The sequence below is a fragment of the Ruegeria sp. HKCCD7251 genome (assembly GCF_013031165.1).
Taxonomy (GTDB): domain Bacteria; phylum Pseudomonadota; class Alphaproteobacteria; order Rhodobacterales; family Rhodobacteraceae; genus Ruegeria.
The window spans coordinates 32,812-53,251 of record NZ_WPZC01000001.1; the positions used below are offsets into that span (position 1 = coordinate 32,812).

The 20,440-nt window shown below is 58.3% G+C and carries 19 protein-coding genes; 15 read left to right on the top strand and 4 right to left on the bottom strand.

Annotation, left to right across the window (positions count from 1 at the left end; all coding sequences use genetic code 11):
* Positions 1-325 precede the first annotated feature (325 nt).
* The 3 genes from dnaE (at position 326) to GOX75_RS00150 (ending at position 4,579) form a co-directional block, all read left to right on the top strand.
* A complete protein-coding gene (gene dnaE / locus GOX75_RS00140) occupies positions 326-3,853 on the top strand; it encodes a DNA polymerase III subunit alpha (RefSeq protein WP_171120157.1) in 3,528 nt (1,175 codons plus the stop codon).
* A 90-nt stretch (positions 3,854-3,943) separates the two neighbouring features.
* Positions 3,944-4,159, top strand: coding sequence for a glycine zipper 2TM domain-containing protein (locus GOX75_RS00145; RefSeq protein WP_171120159.1), 216 nt, complete (start codon positions 3,944-3,946; stop codon positions 4,157-4,159).
* 51 nt (positions 4,160-4,210) lie between these two features.
* A complete protein-coding gene (locus GOX75_RS00150) occupies positions 4,211-4,579 on the top strand; it encodes a hypothetical protein (protein ID WP_171120160.1) in 369 nt (122 codons plus the stop codon).
* Positions 4,580-4,583: 4 nt separating this feature from the next.
* Here the strand turns inward: GOX75_RS00150 and GOX75_RS00155 are convergent, their stop codons facing one another.
* Positions 4,584-4,778 (bottom strand): SlyX family protein, encoded by a 195-nt coding sequence (locus tag GOX75_RS00155; protein WP_171120162.1) that lies wholly within the window; start codon positions 4,776-4,778, stop codon positions 4,584-4,586.
* Positions 4,779-4,904: 126 nt separating this feature from the next.
* Here GOX75_RS00155 and hisS point away from each other — a divergent pair, with 126 nt between their 5' ends.
* The 3 genes from hisS to hisG are packed head-to-tail and all read left to right on the top strand — an operon-like array spanning position 4,905 to position 8,254.
* Positions 4,905-6,476: a histidine--tRNA ligase gene (gene hisS, locus GOX75_RS00160; protein WP_171120164.1), complete on the top strand. Its 1,572-nt coding sequence runs from the start codon at positions 4,905-4,907 to the stop codon at positions 6,474-6,476.
* Positions 6,477-6,479: 3 nt separating this feature from the next.
* On the top strand, positions 6,480-7,568 hold the full coding sequence (locus GOX75_RS00165) for an ATP phosphoribosyltransferase regulatory subunit (RefSeq protein ID WP_171120166.1): 1,089 nt from the start codon (positions 6,480-6,482) through the stop codon (positions 7,566-7,568).
* Complete coding sequence (gene hisG, locus GOX75_RS00170) at positions 7,565-8,254, top strand: ATP phosphoribosyltransferase (RefSeq protein WP_171120168.1); 690 nt, start codon at positions 7,565-7,567, stop codon at positions 8,252-8,254. Before GOX75_RS00165 ends, hisG begins: the two co-directional genes overlap by 4 nt.
* Here hisG and GOX75_RS00175 read toward each other — a convergent pair.
* Positions 8,251-8,682 (bottom strand): DUF1489 domain-containing protein, encoded by a 432-nt coding sequence (locus GOX75_RS00175; RefSeq protein WP_171120170.1) that lies wholly within the window; start codon positions 8,680-8,682, stop codon positions 8,251-8,253. The genes hisG and GOX75_RS00175 overlap by 4 nt on opposite strands.
* Before the next feature lie 129 nt (positions 8,683-8,811).
* Between GOX75_RS00175 and GOX75_RS00180 the strand changes: the two genes are divergently transcribed.
* From GOX75_RS00180 to rpsD, 3 genes are all read left to right on the top strand, one after another.
* A complete protein-coding gene (locus GOX75_RS00180) occupies positions 8,812-11,094 on the top strand; it encodes an adenosylcobalamin-dependent ribonucleoside-diphosphate reductase (RefSeq protein ID WP_171120172.1) in 2,283 nt (760 codons plus the stop codon).
* A 189-nt stretch (positions 11,095-11,283) separates the two neighbouring features.
* Entirely contained in the window at positions 11,284-11,778 is a 495-nt protein-coding gene (locus tag GOX75_RS00185; protein ID WP_171120174.1) for a hypothetical protein, read from the top strand.
* 199 nt (positions 11,779-11,977) lie between these two features.
* On the top strand, positions 11,978-12,598 hold the full coding sequence (rpsD, locus tag GOX75_RS00190) for a 30S ribosomal protein S4 (RefSeq protein ID WP_170325974.1): 621 nt from the start codon (positions 11,978-11,980) through the stop codon (positions 12,596-12,598).
* Between the two features lie 121 nt (positions 12,599-12,719).
* Here the strand turns inward: rpsD and GOX75_RS00195 are convergent, their stop codons facing one another.
* Positions 12,720-13,181, bottom strand: coding sequence for an Lrp/AsnC family transcriptional regulator (locus GOX75_RS00195; RefSeq protein ID WP_171120176.1), 462 nt, complete (start codon positions 13,179-13,181; stop codon positions 12,720-12,722).
* Positions 13,182-13,283: 102 nt separating this feature from the next.
* On the opposite strand from GOX75_RS00195, the gene GOX75_RS00200 reads away from it, so the two are divergent.
* From GOX75_RS00200 to GOX75_RS00215, 4 genes are all read left to right on the top strand, one after another.
* Positions 13,284-14,699, top strand: a complete 1,416-nt coding sequence (locus tag GOX75_RS00200) for an aminotransferase class V-fold PLP-dependent enzyme (RefSeq protein ID WP_171120178.1) — start codon at positions 13,284-13,286, stop codon at positions 14,697-14,699.
* A 65-nt stretch (positions 14,700-14,764) separates the two neighbouring features.
* Positions 14,765-15,850, top strand: coding sequence for a histidinol-phosphate transaminase (gene hisC / locus GOX75_RS00205; protein ID WP_171120180.1), 1,086 nt, complete (start codon positions 14,765-14,767; stop codon positions 15,848-15,850).
* On the top strand, positions 15,847-16,767 hold the full coding sequence (locus GOX75_RS00210) for a prephenate/arogenate dehydrogenase family protein (RefSeq protein ID WP_171120182.1): 921 nt from the start codon (positions 15,847-15,849) through the stop codon (positions 16,765-16,767). Before hisC ends, GOX75_RS00210 begins: the two co-directional genes overlap by 4 nt.
* A complete protein-coding gene (locus GOX75_RS00215) occupies positions 16,764-17,591 on the top strand; it encodes an extensin family protein (RefSeq protein ID WP_171120184.1) in 828 nt (275 codons plus the stop codon). The genes GOX75_RS00210 and GOX75_RS00215 overlap by 4 nt, the downstream gene beginning before the upstream one ends.
* Here GOX75_RS00215 and GOX75_RS00220 read toward each other — a convergent pair.
* Positions 17,588-18,589, bottom strand: coding sequence for a DUF2125 domain-containing protein (locus tag GOX75_RS00220; protein ID WP_171120186.1), 1,002 nt, complete (start codon positions 18,587-18,589; stop codon positions 17,588-17,590). The two genes, GOX75_RS00215 and GOX75_RS00220, sit on opposite strands and share 4 nt — an antisense overlap.
* Before the next feature lie 67 nt (positions 18,590-18,656).
* On the opposite strand from GOX75_RS00220, the gene GOX75_RS00225 reads away from it, so the two are divergent.
* Both GOX75_RS00225 and GOX75_RS00230 read left to right on the top strand, forming a co-directional pair.
* Positions 18,657-19,187, top strand: coding sequence for a gamma-glutamylcyclotransferase (locus GOX75_RS00225; RefSeq protein WP_171120188.1), 531 nt, complete (start codon positions 18,657-18,659; stop codon positions 19,185-19,187).
* Positions 19,188-19,257: 70 nt separating this feature from the next.
* Positions 19,258-20,439, top strand: a complete 1,182-nt coding sequence (locus GOX75_RS00230; protein WP_171120190.1) for a biopolymer transporter ExbB — start codon at positions 19,258-19,260, stop codon at positions 20,437-20,439.
* The last annotated feature ends 1 nt before the right edge of the window (position 20,440 follow it).

The following is a 20,440-nucleotide window of genomic DNA, read 5'->3' on the forward strand; positions in this document are numbered from 1 at the left end:
ACCCGGTTGCGCCCTTGGGTGCCCTCCTTCGATGCGACGTAGAAAGAGTGGCGGGCGGATAGCTTGCCGTCAGATGTTAGAAACAGCGTGCCTTGTCTGGCAAGAAAAACTGCCTGTGATATGTACCATTGACCGTATCTGATGGAGAATTTTTTGGTCTCGTTGCTAATTAATCATTTGTTATTAAACATATTTTTGAAGTGGCAGCGCTGCCATTCCCGAAGCACCTTCTGGAAAAGCCGAATAATAGACGCCGATTTTTTAGGCATTGAAAAGGTGCGGTTCGCGCTTTTGCCGGGCCGCAGGCTGGGATAGCGTAGCGGTCATGAGTAGTACCCCTCGATTCATTCACCTCCGCGTTCACACCGAATATTCCCTGCTGGAAGGCGCTGTGCGGCTGAAAAAGCTGCCGGGTCTGTGTGAAAAGATGGAGATGCCCGCCGTCGCTGTTACTGACACCAACAGCATGTTCTCAGCTTTGGAGTTTTCCGTAACAGCCAGTGGCGCGGGTGTGCAGCCGATCATGGGGTGTCAGGTTGATCTGACATATGTTCAGGCGCAGCCCGGCGAAAAGCCCAAAGCACCCGCGCCACTGGTGTTGTTGGCGCAGTCTGAGGTTGGTTATGAAAACCTGATGAAGCTCAGTTCATGCTTATACGTGGACAAGGGCGGGCAGTTGCCGCAGGTCACGTTGGAGCAATTGGCGGATCGGTCACATGGCTTGATCTGCCTGTCCGGCGGCCCGGATGGGCCAGTTGGTATGTTGCTGCAACAGGGGCAGCGCCCGGCGGCGGAGGCCTTGGTGGATCGGCTTGCCGGTATGTTCCCGGATCGCCTTTACATTGAATTGCAACGCCATCCTGGTGAGGGTGGACAGCCCGAGGCAGAACGCCTGACCGAGCGTGGTCATGTCGAGATGGCCTATGCCAAGAACCTGCCTTTGGTCGCCACCAATGATGTCTATTTCCCGACATCAGATATGTATGAGGCGCATGATGCGCTGATCTGTATCTCGGAGGGTGCGTATGTCGATCAGCAGGACGGTCGCCGCCGCCTGACAGCGCAGCACTATTTCAAGTCGCAGCAAGAGATGACGACGTTGTTCGCTGATCTGCCCGAGGCGCTTGAAAACACGGTTGAAATAGCGCGACGTTGCGCCTTCATGGCCTATCGCCGCGATCCGATCTTGCCCAAATTTGCCGATGACGAGGTGGCTGAGCTGCGCCGTATCGCCAACGAGGGGTTGCAGAAACGTCTGGCAGTGATCCCGCATGCGGTGACGCCCGAGGAATATCAGGAACGGCTGGATTTCGAACTTGGCATCATCGAAGGGATGGGGTTCCCCGGCTACTTCCTGATCGTTGCGGATTTCATCCAATGGGCCAAGGACCACGACATTCCCGTCGGGCCGGGGCGGGGGTCTGGCGCGGGTTCGTTGGTGGCATATGCACTTACGATTACTGACCTTGATCCGCTGCGCTACAGCTTGCTGTTTGAACGGTTCCTGAACCCCGAGCGGGTCTCGATGCCCGACTTTGATATCGACTTCTGCATGGATCGCCGCGAAGAAGTGATCCGCTATGTTCAGCAGAAATACGGGCGCGACAAGGTGGGGCAGATCATCACCTTTGGTGCGTTGCTGTCCAAGGCTGCCGTGCGCGATATCGGGCGAGTGCTGCAGATGCCTTATGGGCAGGTGGATCGCCTGTCGAAGATGATCCCGGTCGAAGGGGTCAAACCCGTCTCCATCGAAAAGGCGCTGAAAGACGAACCCCGTCTGCGTGAAGAAGCGCGCAACGAGGAAGTCGTGGACCGGCTGCTAACCTATGGCCAACAGGTCGAGGGGCTGCTGCGGAACGCCTCGACTCATGCGGCGGGGGTTGTGATCGGGGATCGGCCTTTGGACGCGCTGGTGCCTCTGTATCAGGATCCGCGCTCGGACATGCCCGCAACCCAGTTCAACATGAAATGGGTTGAACAGGCCGGGCTGGTGAAATTCGATTTTCTGGGTCTGAAAACGCTGACGGTGATCCAGAACGCGATGGACATCATCTTCAAATCCGGGCGACCCCTGCATATCGCCGCCGATGGCACCGAGCTTTACGAACCGGCAGAGGGGGCCGAGAACCAGATCAACGCCATCCCGCTGGATGATGAGGCGACATATAAGCTCTATTCTGCGGCCAAGACAGTGGCGGTGTTCCAGGTGGAATCCTCGGGCATGATGGATGCGCTCAAGCGCATGAAACCCACTTGTATCGAGGATATCGTGGCCCTTGTGGCGCTGTACCGCCCCGGCCCGATGGAGAACATCCCGACCTATTGCGAGGTCAAGAACGGGCAGCGGAAAATCGAATCCGTGCATCCGCTGATTGACCACATCCTTGAGGAAACGCAGGGCATCATCGTCTATCAGGAGCAGGTTATGCAGATCGCTCAGGTCATGGCGGGGTACAGCCTTGGCGGCGCGGACCTGCTGCGCCGCGCGATGGGTAAAAAGATAAAAGAGGCGATGGACGCCGAACGCCCCAAGTTTGAAAAGGGTGCGGGTGAAAACGGCGTAGACGCCAAGAAGGCATCCGAGGTGTTCGACCTGCTGGAGAAATTCGCCAACTACGGCTTCAACAAATCCCACGCGGCGGCTTATGCGGTGGTCAGCTATCAGACCGGCTGGCTGAAAGCGAACCACCCGGTCGAGTTCATGGCCGGTGTCATGAACTGCGATATCCACCTGACCGACAAGCTGGCTGTCTATTTCGAAGAAGTCCGCAAGGGGCTGGAACTGCCCTATGTGCCGCCCTGCGTGAACCGGTCCTTGGCGACGTTCGACGTGGTTGAAGGGCATCTGGTCTATGCGTTGGGCGCGCTGAAAAACGTGGGCGTTGAGGCGATGAACCTTGTGGTCGATGGACGTCGCGCCGGAGGAGCGCAGGATGAAACGAGCGATAAGCCTTTCGTGAACCTGTTCGATTTTGCCCGCCGGGTGGATTTGAAAAAGGTCGGTAAACGCCCACTTGAGATGATGGCACGGGCGGGGGCGTTTGATCAGCTCGACAAGAACCGCCGCCGCGTGTTCGAAAGCCTTGAGCAATTGGTGCAGTATTCAGCCGCGATCCATGATCAGAAGAATTCAAACCAGGTGTCCCTGTTCGGCGAGGCCGGGGATGATCTGCCTGAGCCGCGCCTGTCCACTACGCCGGACTGGTTGCCAGCCGAACGTCTGAGCGAAGAATTCAAGGCCATCGGGTTTTACCTGTCGGGCCATCCGTTGGACGACTACATGCCCGCATTGAAGCGCAAACAAGTGATGACGCTGGATGAGGTAATGGAAAAGGCGCGCTCTGGCCCGTTTATTGCGAAAATGGCAGGCGTGGTCGCCGGGCGGCAAGAAAGGAAATCCGCCAAAGGCAATCGGTTCGCCTTTGCGCAATTGTCTGACCCAACGGGCGCGTATGAGGTGACGCTATTCTCTGAAACGCTTGAGAAGTCGCGGGAATATCTGGAAACTGGCGCACAGGTAGTTTTGACCGCCGAAGCCACAATGGAGGCTGATCAGTTGAAGTTGCTGGGTCGGTCGGTAGGCCCAGTAGATACGGTCGTGGCCGATGCGGGGGCCACCGGTCTGCGCATTTTTGTGGACGAAGAACAAGCCCTGCCCACCGTGGCCAAAGTGCTGGAGGATGCGGCGGGTGCTGCCAAAAACGCCGCGCGCGGGCCGATCCAATTGTTGTTGATGGCCCCCGGCCTGCCGGGTGAGGTCGAGATGGAACTGGGACATGATTTTCCGATCAACCCGCAGATAAAGGGGGCAATCAAATCTCTGGACGGTGTCATGTCGGTTGAGGAAATCTGAAAACCCACGGTTCATTGCCAGAAGACGCCCGTCGGGGTAGGCTGGAATTCTGTTGAAATTCATTTGGGTTAAGTCGCGGGAGGACGCCAAATGGGAAATTCCAGGCTGTATTTCAAAATATGGGTGGTCGCGGTTGCAACCTCGCTGGTTCTGATGCCGGCGACACAGGCGCTCGCGGACAAGAAAAAGGAAGAAGACGCGATCAAGGGCGCTTTGATAGGCGCAGGGGTCGGAGCTTTGGTCGGTGACGGCAAAGGTGCGGCGGCTGGCGCGGTTGTCGGGGCCATAATCGGTGCCAACAAGTAGTATCCGGACCTGTCGGACCGAGTGCAAAAGCTAAATTCGAAAGGACTTGATATGCGTTTTCACGTATTCACGCTGGTTTCAGCCGCTGCGTTTTTGGCGGTTCCTATGGCAGCTAAGGCCGACGACGAAGCTGATCAGATGAAGCAGGACGCTTTGCCGTTGATGTATCACACCTGCGCCTCGGTCATTGACGAGGCGGACGGGAATGACGAATATGTTCTGGATGTCGTCGGCAAGATGACGGCTTTGTCTCTGTTTAATCGGCAGATCGACATTGAAGCATATGCGGCGTCCGACGAAGACAAGGCCAAACTACGCGAAACCTTTCTGGCCGCGCTGACCGAAGGATGTGATGGTGACGAGGACGCGCTGTTGGGTGGTGTGGTCGATTCAGCGGTAAAAAAGACCTTGGGATTGTAAGTCTTCAGTAATGCGGCGGGCGTTCGTCGCCAAAGACGACACCTCCGGACCCTTCTTGTGCCCGTTCAGCCTCGCGTTGCAATAGCATCTCGACGCGTCGGGTCAGGCGGTCGATCTCGGATTGCTGGGCCGTGACGACTGCGTTCAGATCTTCGACCGTGCGGGTCAGGTGGGCGATCTGTTCTTCCAGATGCTGCATGGGGATCTCCTTTGGGCGTGGTCATAGCGGCACGGGCGGACCATGACCAGCGAAAGCGCGCCTTGCCCCGATGCGGGGCATGGGATAGACCGCGCGCGGAACACTAAACGCCCAAGGACGCCCCACATGGCCAAGCCCAAGAAACAGCCCCGCCCCAAGGCCGTAACGCCGAAAGGGTTCCGCGACTATTTCGGCCAGGAAGTCTCGCAGCGCGCGCAGATGCTGCAGACGATTGCGGACGTCTATCATCGGTACGGATTTGACGCATTGGAAAGCAGCGCGGTGGAAACCGTTGAGGCACTTGGCAAGTTCCTTCCGGATGTGGATCGCCCGAATGAGGGCGTGTTTGCGTGGCAGGAATTTGACGAGGGCGGAAATGGTGACTGGATGGCCCTGCGCTATGACCTGACAGCACCCTTGGCCCGTGTCTATGCGCAGCACCGCAATGATCTACCGACGCCTTATCGCCGCTATGCGATGGGACCGGTCTGGCGCAACGAAAAGCCGGGGCCGGGGCGGTATCGTCAGTTTTATCAATGCGATGCGGATACGGTGGGCACGGCGTCGATGGCTGCGGACGCCGAGATTTGCGCGATGCTGTCGGACACGTTGGAGGCAGTAGGCATTGAAAGAGGTGACTATCTGATCCGTGTCAACAACCGAAAAGTTTTGAACGGCGTGTTGGAAAATGTGTTCACTTCGGATGAAGGTGACAATGAAATTGTAGACCTCTCTGAGAAAACCAAAGGCGAATGGATCAAGCAACAAGTTACCAAAAGGGTTCTGGAAGACAGCCATATTCGAGATAATGTTCTCAGAACAATAGATAAATTTGACAAAGTTGGCGAAGACGGTGTGCGCGAACTATTAGGAGCCGGGCGGACAGATTCCTCTGGCGCTTTCATAAAGGGTGTTGGGTTGAACCCTGAGCAAGTGGAGCCAGTACTGGCTTTCTTGACAGCTAAGGGGCACAGCAATTCTGAAACTCTTCAAAACCTTAATACTGCAGTTGGTAAGAGTGAAGTAGGTCGTGCTGGCATAGGGGAACTCGAGCAAATCGCGACGCTTTTGGACGCACTTGGCTATGGCCCTGACCGCATTGTCATCGACCCCTCGGTCGTGCGTGGACTGGGCTACTACACCGGCCCGGTCTATGAGGCCGAGCTGACTTTTGAAATATTCGATGAGAAGGGCCGTAAGCGGCAGTTCGGGTCGGTTGCCGGGGGCGGTCGCTATGATGATCTGGTCAAACGGTTTACTGGGCAGGAGGTTCCTGCGACCGGCGTGTCCATCGGAGTTGACCGTCTGCTGGCGGCCCTACGCGAAAAGGGCCGGATTGCGGCGCAAGCCAGCGGCCCCGTCGTTGTCACGGTAATGGACCGCGACCGTATGGCCGATTATCAAGCTATGGTGGCCGAGCTGCGCAACGCCGGCATCCGGGCCGAGGTTTATCTGGGCAACCCCAAGAACTTTGGCAATCAGCTGAAATATGCGGATAAGCGGAACTCACCCATCGCGGTGATCGAAGGTGGCGATGAAAAAGCCAACGGGATCGTGCAGATCAAGGACCTGATCCTTGGGGCCAAGATCGCCGAAAGCGCCACGCTTGAGGAATGGAAAGAACGCCCCAGCCAGTTCGAAGTGCCGCGCGGCGAGCTGGTCGCCAAGGTGCGCGAAATTCTGGACAGTCAGGACTGACCCATGGCCAACCGTTCCCAGATACAAGCCCGCGCCGCGATGATGCGCGTCAGGTTCGAGGCGGCAGGCGCGCAGGTCGTGGACCCTCCGCTGCTGCAACCTGCGGACACACTGCTGGACCTTTATGGCGAGGATATCCGCGCGCGCGCCTATGTGACCTCGGACGCGTTGCGGGGCGAACAGATGTTGCGCCCGGACTTCACCCTGCCCGTGGTGCAGATGCATATGTCAGACGGGGCCGAGCCAGCGCGCTATACCTATTCCGGTGAGGTTTTCCGCCGTCAAGAGCACGACCCGGACCGTTCGAATGAATATATTCAGGTCGGGTATGAGGTATTCGACCGCAACGACCCCGCAGGCGCGGATGCGGAAGTTTTCTCGTTATTTGCGCTGCAATTGCGTGGCTTGCCGTTGCGCGCGGCGACCGGGGATATCGGTATCCTGACCGCCGCCGTTGCGGGTCTGAAAACCACCGACCGCCGAAAAGCCGCGCTGATGCGGCACCTGTGGCGGCCTCGCCGCTTCCGCGTTCTTTTGGATCGCTTCGCTGGTCGCAAGCCCGGCCCGGAAGGGCGTGACACTCTGCTGGATGCCAAAGACCCACTTGCCAATGAAGCGCCTATGATCGGCAAACGCCGCGCCGCTGAGATCGAGGCGCGGATCGCCGCGTTGCGCGAAGATCGCGATACGTCTCCGATTTCGGATAACGAATTGGTCGGGCTGGAAACCCTGTTGAACGTGCGCGAAACGATGCCCTTCGCACTGGAGCAATTGCGAGATGTGGCGGTGGATTTACCGCAGGTCACCCCGGCGTTGGACAGGCTCGAGGCGCGGGTCGCGTCGCTGCAGGCGCGTGGCGTGGATGTGGAGCGGCTGGATTTCGAAGCCGCCTATGGCCGCACGTCGATGGAATATTACGACGGCTTTGTTTTCGGTTTTTACGCCGAAGGTCGTCCCGACCTGCCGCCCGTTGCAACCGGCGGACGCTATGACGCGCTGACCCGGCAGTTGGGGAACGGGGCCGAAATTCCGGCTGTGGGCGGGGTCATTCGCCCTGACCTGATGCTTGAAATCGAGGAGGCCGCGCAATGAGTTTGAAACTGGGCGTGCCCTCGAAGGGCCGGTTGATGGACAAGACCTTTGGCTGGTTCGAAAAGCGCGGCATCACCCTGTCGCGCAGCGGATCGGACCGGGAATACGCGGGTAAAGTCGATGGGATCGACGGTGTTTCACTGATCCTGCTATCCGCAGGGGAAATCCCGCGCGAACTGGCCGCTGGGCGCATTCATCTGGGTGTGACCGGTATTGATCTGGTGCATGAGAAACTGCCGCGCTGGGAACAGCAGGTCGAACAGATATCACAGCTTGGTTTTGGCAAGGCGGACCTGATCATCGCGACCCCCTCCTGTTGGGTGGACGTGGATACGCTGGACGATCTGGATGCGGCGGCGGCAGCCTTCCGAAAAACTCATGGTCACCGGCTGCGGATTGCGACCAAGTATCACCGGCTGGTGCGGGAATTCCTGACGGATGCGGGCGTGGCGGATTATACGCTGGTCGACAGTCAGGGCGCGACCGAGGGCACCGTGATGAACGAAACCGCCGAGGCGATTGCTGACATCACCTCGACCGGGGAAACCCTGCGCGCGAACCACCTGAAAATCCTGACCGACGGGCTAATCCTGCAATCGCAGGCAACGCTATGGCGCAGCCGTGTGGCCAAGTATGAGGCTGAGGACAAAGCCGTTCTATCCGAACTGCTGGACCGCCTTAGCTAAAGCAACCCGATATCCGCCAATGCGCGGTTCAGATCGTCGGGCAGGGCGTCGTCTTGCTCGCGGCCCTTGGGCAGATCGGCCGGAGTATCCTCGGGTTTCAGATAGCGCCAGCCTTGAAAGGGGCGCTTCAGGGCGTTCTGGGTGCGGTGTACTTCGGGGTCCAGTACGATCGCGCAACGACGGATGCCGTCCTCGCCCCGAACCTCGTCCAATCGCAAGATGCGCTGGCGGCATTGGATCACGCCTTTGATCACCCAATAGATTGATCCGCCGTTCAGAATCTCGGTCTCGCGTTTGGGCCACATGCGGGTGACATGGCGCGGGCAGCCGTCCTCATAGAGCGGTTTGCGGCTGTCCTGCCACGCCATCAACGTATCGACGCTTTCCGATCCGACCGAAAGTTTGATGAGGTTTACGTACTTATCCACAGCTTTCCCACAGAGTCGTCCCTAGGTCCACCCCTATATTGTAGCTTGCATGGCGATGCTATCAAGGTGTTGTGGTCTTGTTGTGATTTGAGGTAGTCTGGATACCTCTTTCAGGACAGGGAATCACCAATGAGCCGCTTTGCCGCCCCCATCGCCGAGCAGATCTGGGACATGAAATACCGCTTCAAGCAGGCGGATGGCACACCTATTGACCAAACCGTCGAGGATAGCTGGCGACGCATCGCCCGCGATCTGGCACGTGTGGAAAAAGACGCGGCCCATTGGGAGGACAAGTTCTTTGAGGCGCTGGAGGATTTCAAATACCTCCCCGCCGGACGCATCACCGCGGGCGCCGGGACCGCGCGTCAGGTAACGCTGTTCAACTGTTTTGTCATGGGCACTATTCCCGACAGTATGGGCGGCATTTTCGATATGCTGAAAGAGGCCGCACTGACGATGCAGCAGGGCGGGGGGATCGGTTACGATTTCTCAACCATCCGACCACGCGGCGCGGATGTGCATGGGGTAGCTGCGGATGCCTCTGGCCCGCTGTCGTTCATGGATGTGTGGGACGCGATGTGCCGCACCATCATGTCTGCGGGTTCGCGCCGTGGGGCGATGATGGCGACCATGCGCTGCGATCACCCGGACATCGAACAGTTCATCACCGCCAAATCCGACCCCGCCCGTTTGCGCATGTTCAACATGTCGGTTCTTGTGACAGACCCGTTCATGGAGGCGGTCAAGGCCGACGGACCGTGGGAATTGGTCTTTGGCGGCAAGGTCTATCAAACGGTGCAAGCGCGTGATCTGTGGAACAAGATCATGCAGGCCACCTATGATTATGCCGAGCCGGGCGTGATCTTCATCGACCGCATCAATCAGGCCAACAACCTCAGCTATGTGGAAACCATTGCGGCGACGAACCCCTGTGGCGAGCAGCCCCTGCCGCCATATGGCGCGTGTCTGCTGGGCTCGATCAACCTTGCGCGGCTGGTGGCGGAACCCTTTGAGGACGCCGCCCATCTGGATGAGGCTGCATTGCAGGAACTGGTCGCCACAGCCGTCCGTATGATGGACAACGTGGTGGATGCGTCGAAATTCCCGTTGATCGAACAAGAAGCCGAGGCGCAGGACAAGCGCCGCATCGGGCTGGGTGTGACCGGGCTGGCCGATGCGCTGTTGATGCTGGGTCTGCGCTATGGCTCGGACGAGGCGGCGCGTCAGACCGAACGCTGGTTGCACGCGATCGCCCGCGCCGCGTATCTGGCGTCGGTGGATTTGGCGAAGGAAAAAGGCGCGTTCCCTTTGTTTGACGCCGAGAAATATCTGGCCAGCGGCACGATGCAGCAGATGGATGAGGATGTACGCGATGCCATTCGCGAACACGGCATTCGTAACGCTTTGCTGACCTCGATCGCGCCGACGGGGACGATATCGCTTTATGCGGGTAACGTATCTTCGGGGATCGAGCCGGTCTTTGCCTATGCCTACACGCGCAAGGTGCTGCAGAAAGATGGCTCGCGCACCGAAGAAGAGGTCGTGGATTATGCCGTGCAGATGTGGCGCGACAAGTTCGGCGAGACCGCCCTGCCCGATTATTTCGTGAACGCGCAGACGCTGTCCCCTTCGGATCACGTCAAAATGCAGGCGGCGGCGCAGAAATGGATCGACAGCTCGATTTCCAAGACGATCAACTGCCCCGAAGACATCAGCTTTGACGCGTTCAAAGACGTCTACATGCAGGCCTGGGATCAAGGCTGCAAAGGCTGCACGACCTATCGTCCAAATGATGTGACCGGATCGGTCCTGACGGTTTCTGAAAGCGCGGACAAGGTCCCGGGCGAGAGCGCCGACGCGCCGCACGAGGTTGATGGCGGCGACGTGATCTACATGTCCGAACCGCTGGACCGGCCGCAATCGCTGGAGGGGTCGACCTACAAGCTGAAATGGCCCGATAGCGAGCACGCGATCTACCTGACCATCAACGATATCGTGATTGGTGGGCGTCGTCGTCCGTTCGAGGTGTTCATCAACTCGAAAAACATGGAGCACTACGCCTGGACGCTGGCGCTGACCCGGATGATCTCGGCCGTGTTTCGGCGTGGTGGTGATGTGTCATTCGTGGTGGAAGAGCTGAAGGCCGTGTTCGACCCGCGCGGCGGGGCCTGGGTTCAGGGCAAGTACATCCCGTCGATCCTTGCTGCGATTGGTGGCGTCATCGAACAACACCTTATCAACATCGGATTCCTGGAAGGCGAGGGAATGGGCCTCAAGTCCGACCCGCAGGCGCAAGTGGTGAACATGGATGGGCCACGCAGCAAGGCGTGCCCGTCTTGCGGGCAGTTCGATATGGTAATGATCGAGGGCTGTATGACATGCCGAAGCTGCGGGCATTCCAAATGCGGCTAAACGATCTGTTATAAGGTGGCTATAATGACCCTTTCGCCGGCGGGATAGTTTCCCGCTGGCGTCCAAAAGTTGAATCTCTTTGGCCACATTTTTGTTAACAGTATATTAACGTCTCTTTTCTGCCAGATTCTTCGCTGATAAGAACGACCACGTGAGCAGTGACGTGTTGAAGGGTGCGGGCGGTACAAAATGAGAGCCGGACAAAGCGGTCGTGTAGTCATCCAATGGAAGCAGACGGAACTCGATGGGCTCGAGGCCGCACCTCTTTCGTTTCTGAACATCGGCGCAGCGTGGTCTTGGCGGGGCCAGGCAATGATTTTGGTGGGCCCGGTTGAGCAGGCGGGGTCACAGACGGCGGTCATGCCGAACCAGTTTCTGTCGATAGATGATCTGGATTGTTCTGAGGCAGGAGTAGTCGTTCTGACCAACGGTGCGCAGGAATTCACCGGTGTGCTGTATTCTGTACTAGACGAGCCAACGCCGGTTCTTGTCTTCGACAATGGATGCCCGGCCCGCGATCAGGACTATTGGGTGAGCGAACTTGTTCAGTTGCGGCAGTACAGCGGCGAGGCCGTTTCTGGCGATGATCGGGTCGTTGCGTTTCCCGGCAGATTGCAGGCAAATGCAGACCACCGTGAGCTTGCGCCCCTGCCTGCGGTGAATGTGGGTACCGCGCTGGACTAAGCGACCGGCAAAAGGTTTCTGCAAACTCTGGTTATGTGTCAATCGGTGTGTTGACTCTGCCGCTTCTGCGGATATAAGCGCGGCTTCATTGGTGTTGGTGGCCCCCGCAAGGGGATGCCTGTCATGGGGGAAACCTCAAGAGGACAACGCCCTTCATAGTGGCCTGCATGGGCTTCGACCTAATCGAAGGAGATCAGCCGTGACCAAACGCACGTCTGCCAAGTACAAAATCGACCGCCGGATGGGCGAAAATATCTGGGGTCGTCCGAAATCCCCGATCAACCGTCGCGAATACGGTCCCGGCCAGCACGGCCAGCGCCGTAAGGGCAAACTGTCGGACTTCGGTCTGCAGCTGCGCGCCAAGCAGAAGCTGAAAGGCTACTATGGCGACCTGACCGAGAAGCAGTTCCGCCGCATCTACGCCGAAGCCGAGCGTGTCAAAGGCGACACCGGTGAAAACCTGATCGGTCTGCTGGAGCGTCGTCTGGACGCCGTCGTCTACCGCGCCAAGTTCGTTCCGACCGTGTTTGCCGCACGTCAGTTCGTGAACCACGGCCACGTCAAAGTGAACGGCAAGCGGGTCAACATCCCCAGCTACCGCGTCAAAGAAGGCGACGTGATCGAAGTGCGCGACAAGTCCAAGCAACTGGCTGTTGTTCTGGAAGCTGTTGCTCTGGCCGAGCGTGATGTGCCTGACTACATCGACGCTGATCACTCGAAAATGACCGCGACTTTCGTTCGTGCACCGGGCCTGAGCGATGTGCCTTACCCGGTCATGATGGAGCCGAACCTGGTCGTCGAATTCTACGCGAAGAACTAATCTTCGCCGATACACATGATCCAAAGGGCCGCGCTTTCAGCGCGGTCTTTTTTTTGTGGGGGCTCTGCCCCCGTCGCTGCGCGACTCCCCCGGGATATTTCTGGCCAGATGAAGAGGCGGGTCAGATCGGCAGCGGTCGACCTTCGGCAATAGCTTCCATTGCAAAATACGAGGTCACACTGTCCAGTTCGACTTTTTCGATCAAACGCTGATAGACCTTGTCATAGGCCACCATGTCTTCGGTCACCACTTTCAGTTGATAGTCATAGTCGCCGCCGATCCGGTGGAAATCCACAACTTCGGGAATGGTCAGAACGTGGCTTCTGAAAGATTGTAGCCATTCCGCAGAATGGTGCCGGGTGCGTAGCATGACAAAGACAATCAGGTTTAGGCCCAATTTCTCGCGCGAGATTCGGGCTGATGAGCCGGTTATTACCCCATCCTCGTTCAACGCCTTCAACCGGCGCCAACATGCGTTCTGCGACAGCCCGACACGATCTGCCAATTCCCGCTGTGACAAGGTCGCGTCCTTCTGAAGCTCACGCAGTATTCGATTATCTATTTGATCTATTTTTTTCGACATTCCTAATCATATGACACAAAAAATCGAAAAACTACCAAAAGAACGGTGAAGTTTATTTGAGTAACCTCAATCATATTTGATGGTACAATACGGAGCCATAAAATGACCCTATCCAGATTTCGCGCAGCACTAGAAGCCACCACTCCTATCACAAGTCTGCGTGACGGATTGATCGGAGAGAATGCTCTGATTCCTGGTCTGCATGGGGATGTTCCGCTGGTTTACGCGGATTACGTCGCCTCGGGTCGGGCGCTGCGGCAGGTCGAAGAGTTTGTCGCTGAACAGGTGCTGCCCTTTTATGCAAATAGCCATACCGAGGCTTCCTATTGCGGGTCCTACATGACCCGTCTGCGCCGTGAGGCACGCGCAGAGATCGCTCGCATTGTTGGTGCCAAGGAAGAGGACGCGGTGATCTTCACTGGGGCCGGCGCCACTGCGGGTCTCAATCGGCTGGTCAGTCTGCTTGGTGTGGAGGCGGCTGACCGGCCGGTTGTATTTATCGGGCCTTATGAACACCATTCCAACATTCTGCCCTGGCGCGAAAGCAAAGCGCGTGTGATCGAGATTCCTGAGGCACCGGAAGGTGGCATCGACCTCGACGTATTGGAGAGGATGCTGGTAGATCATGCCGCGTCGGATTTGATCATCGGGTCATTCTCGGCGGCATCAAACGTGACCGGCATCGTTACCGACCCGGATTCTGTGACCCGACTGCTCAAGGCTCATGGGGCTTTGTCAGTTTGGGATTATGCGGGGGGCGGGCCGTACCTGCCAATGGACATGGGGCCTGAAGATGCGCGCAAGGACGCTATCGTCGTTTCACCCCACAAATTTCCTGGCGGGCCGGGTGCATCCGGGGTTTTGATCGTCAACAAGGCTGCGGTCAAACGCAACTGCCCCAGTTGGCCGGGCGGTGGCACCGTCAGCTTTGTCTCACCATGGCGACACGATTACAGCGAAGACCTTGCCACGCGCGAGGAAGCGGGAACACCGAACGTGATCGGAGATATTCGGGCTGCGCTGGCCTTTATCGTCAAGGATGTGGTCGGCACGGATGAGATTGCCAGAAGGGAGGAACGCAATAACCAAATGGCTTTGGACGGATGGGGCGACAACCCGAACCTGACCTTGCTGGGCGCGGATCATCCGCATCGGCTACCGATCTATTCCTTCCTTGTGCGCGACAATGCGGGTCATCCGGTTCACCAGCAACTCTTCACCCGGATGCTCAGCGACATCTACGGTATTCAGGCACGTGGGGGCTGCGCCTGCGCCGGACCTTATGCGCATCGTTTGCTGGGAATCGACCAGGCCGCGTCCGAGGGGCTGCACGCGGCTTTGTCGGCGGGGGAAGAGATGAAGAAACCGGGCTGGGTGCGTCTGAACTTTTCGTACCTGATGAGCGATGAGACGGTTCAATTCATAATCGACAGCGTCAATGACCTGTCCCACCGGACCGAGGAATTCGCGCCCTATTACGATGCTGATCCGGCAACGGCCCGCTTCAAAGCGGCGTGACGGAATTGCCGCTTTTCTCAAGGCGTTGAGACAGGTATGAGAGGCTTCAATAAACGGAGCCTCTTATGACAAAGATCACCCCGCAACCCGGCATTATGGACATCGCGCTCTATCAGGGCGGACAGTCGCATGTGGCCGGGGTCAAGCATGTGATCAAGCTGAGTTCCAACGAAAACCCGTTTGGTCCCAGTCCCAAGGCGATTGAGGCTGTGCGCGACACTGCGGCCACCTTGCATCGTTATCCCAGCACCGATCACGCCAGCCTACGCGCTGCGATTGGTGCGCGCCACGGTCTGGACCCGGCGCGGATCATTTGCGGTGTCGGCAGTGATGAAGTGCTTCAATTCGTGGCTCAAGCCTATGCTGGCCCGGGGGATGAGGTCATCTATACCGAGCACGGCTTTTCTATGTACCCCATCATCGCAAAGATGGCGGGGGCAACTCCGGTCATGGTGCCCGAGACGGACCGTCGCGTGGATGTCGATAATATTCTGGCGGCCGTAACCGGGCAGACACGGATCGTGTACGTGACCAATCCGGGCAACCCGACCTCGACCATGATCCCAGAGGCTGAATTGTTGCGCTTGGCCGAGGCCCTTCCGCAATCGTGCCTGATGGTCATCGACGGGGCCTATGCGGAATTTGTCGCAAATTTCGACGGTGGGGCAGCGCTGGTGGACCGGTTCGAGAACGTGATCATGACCCGGACGTTCTCCAAGATTTACGGGCTTGGCGGGATGCGCGTCGGCTGGGGCTATGCCGCGCAGGCGATTATCGATGTGTTGAATCGGGTGCGCCAGCCCTTCAATCTGTCGCTGACTGCGCTGGCGGCGGCCGAAGCTGCGATCAAGGACGAAGAGTATCTGACCTTCTGTCACACGGAAAATGCGCGGCTGCGGGTGTGGCTGGCGGATGAACTTGCCAAGATCGGCGTGCCGTCGGACGCGTCCAGCACGAATTTTATTCTCGCGCGGTTCCGCGATCAGGTCGAAGCTGAGGCATGTGACGATTACCTGAAAACGCAGGGTTTGATCGTGCGCCGTGTGGCGGGTTACAACCTGCCGAACGCTTTGCGGATCACCGTGGGCGACGAAGAAGCCTGCCGCCGCGTCGTCGCGGCGATCACTGAATTCAAAGAGGGCGCCGCATGACCCAAGTTTACGACCGTGTCGCGCTGATTGGGCTGGGCCTGATTGCATCTTCGATGTTCTGGGCCATCAAGCGCGCGGGTCTGGCGGGTGAGGTGACGGGGTACGCCCGGTCCCACGCGACGCGCGAAACCGCGCGCAAGATTGGCCTGTGCGATCGGGTCTGTGATACGGCTCAGGAGGCCGTTAAAGGGGCCGATCTGGTCGTTCTCTGTGTGCCGGTTGGCGCGATGGGCGCGGTAGCCGCCGATATAGCGCCAGTATTGAAGCCGGGTGCAACCGTATCGGATGTGGGCTCGGTCAAGCGCCATGTGATTGAGGCGGTGTCGCCGCACATCCCCGACGGCGTGCATTTCATCCCTGCGCATCCCCTGGCGGGAACCGAGCATTCCGGCCCCGAAGCCGGTTTCGCTGAGTTGTTTGACAACCGCTGGTGTCTGTTGGTCCCGGTCGAAGGCACCGACCCCGAAGCCGTCGCGCAATTGCGCGCATTGTGGGAGGGGATGGGCTCCAACGTCGATGAGATGGATGCGGATCACCACGATCTGGTTCTCGCCGTAACATCGCACGCGCCGCATCTGATCGCTTATACGATGGTCGGTGTGGCGGACGACTTGCGCCGGGTGACCGATAGCGAAGTCATCAAGTATTCGGCCGCCGGTTTTCGGGATTTCACGCGGATTGCTGCCTCGGACCCGACCATGTGGCGCGACGTGTTCCTGACCAACAAGGATGCAACGCTGGAAATTCTGGGCCGCTTCACCGAAGAGCTTTTCGCCCTGCAGCGGGCTATTCGTACCGGTGATGGCGATCAGTTGTTCGACTATTTCACACGGACCCGCGCGATCCGCCGTGGGATCATTGACGCGGGGCAGGATACGGATGCGCCCGATTTTGGACGGGGGAAAGCTGGCTCATGATAGGTGTCCAAAGGGTTCTGGCGGTTGGAATTGTGGCGCTCAGCGCCTCGCTTTCGAACGCGGCCCCTTTGGAACATTCCCTGATCCCCATGGTGCGACCCTCTGCGGCCCCGGTCTTGGCCTTTGCAAGCCCGACCCCATCCAAGATGCGCCCCGAGTTGCGCCCTGTTTCAGCTCAGGTTCTGGCGGTCGCTGCGCGCCCGGTGAATGTGCCGACGCTTGGGCCAGATACGTCCCTTATGCCCTATCTGCGCCCGAAAGCGCTGGAACAGGAGGCGTTGTTCAAAAAGCGCAAGCTTCGCAAAGGGTCAGTCTGTGGTGATATTCAAATACAGGGCAAGGCCGTTGGCAAGGTTCCCGGCAAGATCAAGGCCTGCGGGATCAAGGATGCGGTTCAGATCACGTCCATATCGGGTGTCGCGTTAAGTCGCCCGTCGACAATGGACTGCGGTACGGCGATTGCTTTGAATGAATGGGTGGACAAGACGGTCATTCCGACTTTCAAACGACGTGGTCCGGTGGTCGAACTGCAAGTCGCGGCGCACTACGCCTGCCGGACCCGAAACAATCAAAAGGGCGCGCGTATCTCTGAACACGGCAAGGGGCGCGCAATTGATATCTCTGGCTTCAAGATGGCGGACGGAGAGGTCGTGACCGTGCTGAACGGGTGGCGCAAGAACCCTTCACAGAAACAGTTGATCAAGATCTGGCGCGGCGCGTGCGGGCCGTTTGGCACAGTGTTGGGGCCAAACTCAGATCGGTATCACCGCGATCATTTCCACTTGGACACGGCGCGCCATCGCCGTGGGGCATACTGCCGTTAACGCAGGATCAGGCGCGGTGCGGGTCCAAGGGGCAATGGGCCCAAGGCAACAAACCCGTCTCGGAAATTCAACTGCATATCCAGCGCATTGGGATTGCCGCCAAGCCCTGCCATGAAATTCAATGCGCGTGTCACTGGGTTGACGGCCTGATCGGGCAGGGCACCCGCGGCATTGGCCATAGCGACCATGTCCCGCCAGTTCTCGGCCTTTATCGCGATTTCACCGGTTGGAATGCCCTGATTGTCAACGTCCAGTTGACCAGTCGCGAACAGGCGTAGCGCACCCCATTTCATCTCCGCCAGGTGAAGGTCGATCTTTTCTGGCTGGGGCCTGCTTTGTTCAAGCGCCGAGCGATCCCACACCTTGTCGAAGGTGGTTGTCATGTCCAATTCCAACGTCTCGAATGACTGGGGCAGGGTGGTTGCTGAACGCATGAGATCACGCAGGTCGTCACCGGGGGTAAAGCCGTCAATTCGCGCGCTGATGTCATAGGCTTCTGGCATTTCGGTTTGTTCCATGACCAAGCCAAGAGTCTCGCCGCCTGCCAGCGCCTCGGCATCGTCTGTGATGGCCCACGGTCCTGCCGTCAGTGCCATCTTTTCCAACACAAGGGCCACACCGGGTTGCAATTGTAATTCTGCCTGAAGGTCACTGGCTTGAATTGTTGCAGTCTGATCGAAGTAGGACAGGCGCTGCGGCGTGTCGGCGAACCGCAGCATTTGACGACCCGGCCAGATTGCAGGGCTTTGGAATTCAATCCAATCCGCGCTCCAGGCGGTGCCGTTGACGGGATCGGCGAGGGCTGGATTGTTCAGCCGTGTGACGTGATGCGTTGGGTAGCCCGCGGTTTCAACGGCAGAGAAGTCCGCTTGCCAGCCCATTTCTTCCTGCTTGTCGAACCAGGTCGTTATTGCGTTACGCAGCCCAAACCCGGCGATGAGCCAGTACGCGCTCCAGATCGCGAATACGAATATGACTGCTCTGATCAAACCGCGCATGGCAGTTGGCCCTTTTTCCCGCCTTGGAATTGATGTTTATAGGCGCAAACGAGCAAGGACCAGTGCAATGACAATGTGGGTATTCGGATATGGGTCGCTGTTGTGGAATCCCGGCTTTCCCGTAGCCCGAAGCGAACATGCCACCTTGCACGGATATGCACGTTCATTTTGCATGAGTTCGATCCACCATCGCGGCACCGAAGAAGACCCGGGGCTGGTTTTGGCTTTGGATGAACAGGCCGACGCGAGTTGCACTGGTCTGGCCCTTGCAGTTGAGGCGGGGCACGAGGATCGCACGTTGCAGGAATTGCGCGACCGCGAACTGATCTCATCGGCCTATGTTGAGAAAATGCTGGACGTGCATCTGCACGATGGACAGGTCGTGACGGCGGTGACCTATGTCATCGACCCCGACCATGTGCAGTACTGCGGCGGGATGCCGCTGGAGGAGCAGGCGCAGATCATCGCGTATGCGGTTGGGGGGCGCGGTCCGAATACAGAATACCTTTATAATACGGCTGAACACCTGACCGAGATTGGCCTGCACGATCCTGATCTTGAGTGGTTGGCGCAACGGGTGCGGACCATTACCGCATAAACCCTTGGCGTAACCGGCGGAATTTCGCTAGATTCAGCGCAGAGCAGGAAAAAAACCGGGAACCACGCGCATGGCGCAGGCACATCAGGGCGCGAGACCGCATTTCTCGCAACCCATTCGCCAGATCGTAACGATGCTGGTCGCGATTGGTTTGGCGGGGTTGGGCGTCTTCATGGCGACGCCATATGTCCTGCCGGTCTTTTACGCAAACCCTTACCTGAACGGGTTCATCCTGCTGGTCTTTGTGGTCGGCGTCTTTGCCTGTTTTTATCAGGTAACCCAATTGATCGGCTCGGTCCGGTGGATTGAGGCGTTTGTCGGCGGTGTTGTCCGCGAAGATGCCCGCACCCCGCAGCTTTTGGCCCCCTTGGCTTCGCTGCTGCGCGAACGCGGTGCGCGGTCTCAGATCAGTTCCAGTTCGACACGGTCCATTCTGGATTCGGTGGCCGAACGGGTGGAAGAAGAGCGCGAGATCACGCGCTACATCACCAACGTGCTGATTTATCTGGGCCTTCTGGGGACTTTCTTTGGATTGGCCACCACGGTTCCAGCCATTGTCGACACGATCCGCAGCCTTAATCCGCAGGAAGGCGAAGAAGGTCTTGCCGTTTTCAATCGCCTCATGGTCGGGCTGGAATCGCAGTTGCAGGGCATGGGCGTTGCGTTCGGATCCTCGCTTTTAGGGCTGGCCGGATCGCTGATCGTGGGTCTGCTAGAGCTTTTTGCGGGGCACGGACAAAACCGGTTCTATCGCGAACTGGAAGAATGGCTGTCCTCGATCACACGCGTTGGATTTGCCGCAGGGGATGAAGGCAGCAGCGCCGAGCTGGCGGTCCTGACCCCGGTTCTGGATACGATGTCGGAACAGATGAACGCGCTGCAGGACCTATTTTCAGCGCAGGAGCGCGACCGTGTGGAGTTGTCAGCCAAGCTGGGCCAACTGGTCGACGTGATTGGCGACATGAATCAAAGGCAATCCGAAAGCGAAGGAGTCACGGCTGCGCTGGAACGTGTTGCGCTGGGACAGGATGCCTTGCTGGATCAAATGCGCGAGCAGGGGACAGGCGACGGTATCGATGCCGAAAGCCGGATGCGCCTGCGGTCGATGGACGTGCAACTGCTGCGGATACTCGAAGAGATTTCGGCAGGCCGTCAGGAAAGCATGAGCGAATTGCGCAAAGATATCGAGTTGCTGGTCAAGGCGCTCACACTTCCCCGAGGCGCCGTGCGTACCGCTCCGGAAGGAGAGTAAG

Coding starts and splice junctions, on each gene's coding strand:
- dnaE (WP_171120157.1), top strand. CDS start 326: ATGAGTAGTACCCCTCGATTCATTCACCTCCGCGTTCACACCGAATAT.
- GOX75_RS00145 (WP_171120159.1), top strand. CDS start 3,944: ATGGGAAATTCCAGGCTGTATTTCAAAATATGGGTGGTCGCGGTTGCA.
- GOX75_RS00150 (WP_171120160.1), top strand. CDS start 4,211: ATGCGTTTTCACGTATTCACGCTGGTTTCAGCCGCTGCGTTTTTGGCG.
- GOX75_RS00155 (WP_171120162.1), bottom strand. CDS start 4,778: ATGCAGCATCTGGAAGAACAGATCGCCCACCTGACCCGCACGGTCGAA.
- hisS (WP_171120164.1), top strand. CDS start 4,905: ATGGCCAAGCCCAAGAAACAGCCCCGCCCCAAGGCCGTAACGCCGAAA.
- GOX75_RS00165 (WP_171120166.1), top strand. CDS start 6,480: ATGGCCAACCGTTCCCAGATACAAGCCCGCGCCGCGATGATGCGCGTC.
- hisG (WP_171120168.1), top strand. CDS start 7,565: ATGAGTTTGAAACTGGGCGTGCCCTCGAAGGGCCGGTTGATGGACAAG.
- GOX75_RS00180 (WP_171120172.1), top strand. CDS start 8,812: ATGAGCCGCTTTGCCGCCCCCATCGCCGAGCAGATCTGGGACATGAAA.
- GOX75_RS00185 (WP_171120174.1), top strand. CDS start 11,284: ATGAGAGCCGGACAAAGCGGTCGTGTAGTCATCCAATGGAAGCAGACG.
- GOX75_RS00195 (WP_171120176.1), bottom strand. CDS start 13,181: ATGTCGAAAAAAATAGATCAAATAGATAATCGAATACTGCGTGAGCTT.
- GOX75_RS00200 (WP_171120178.1), top strand. CDS start 13,284: ATGACCCTATCCAGATTTCGCGCAGCACTAGAAGCCACCACTCCTATC.
- hisC (WP_171120180.1), top strand. CDS start 14,765: ATGACAAAGATCACCCCGCAACCCGGCATTATGGACATCGCGCTCTAT.
- GOX75_RS00210 (WP_171120182.1), top strand. CDS start 15,847: ATGACCCAAGTTTACGACCGTGTCGCGCTGATTGGGCTGGGCCTGATT.
- GOX75_RS00215 (WP_171120184.1), top strand. CDS start 16,764: ATGATAGGTGTCCAAAGGGTTCTGGCGGTTGGAATTGTGGCGCTCAGC.
- GOX75_RS00220 (WP_171120186.1), bottom strand. CDS start 18,589: ATGCGCGGTTTGATCAGAGCAGTCATATTCGTATTCGCGATCTGGAGC.
- GOX75_RS00225 (WP_171120188.1), top strand. CDS start 18,657: ATGACAATGTGGGTATTCGGATATGGGTCGCTGTTGTGGAATCCCGGC.
- GOX75_RS00230 (WP_171120190.1), top strand. CDS start 19,258: ATGGCGCAGGCACATCAGGGCGCGAGACCGCATTTCTCGCAACCCATT.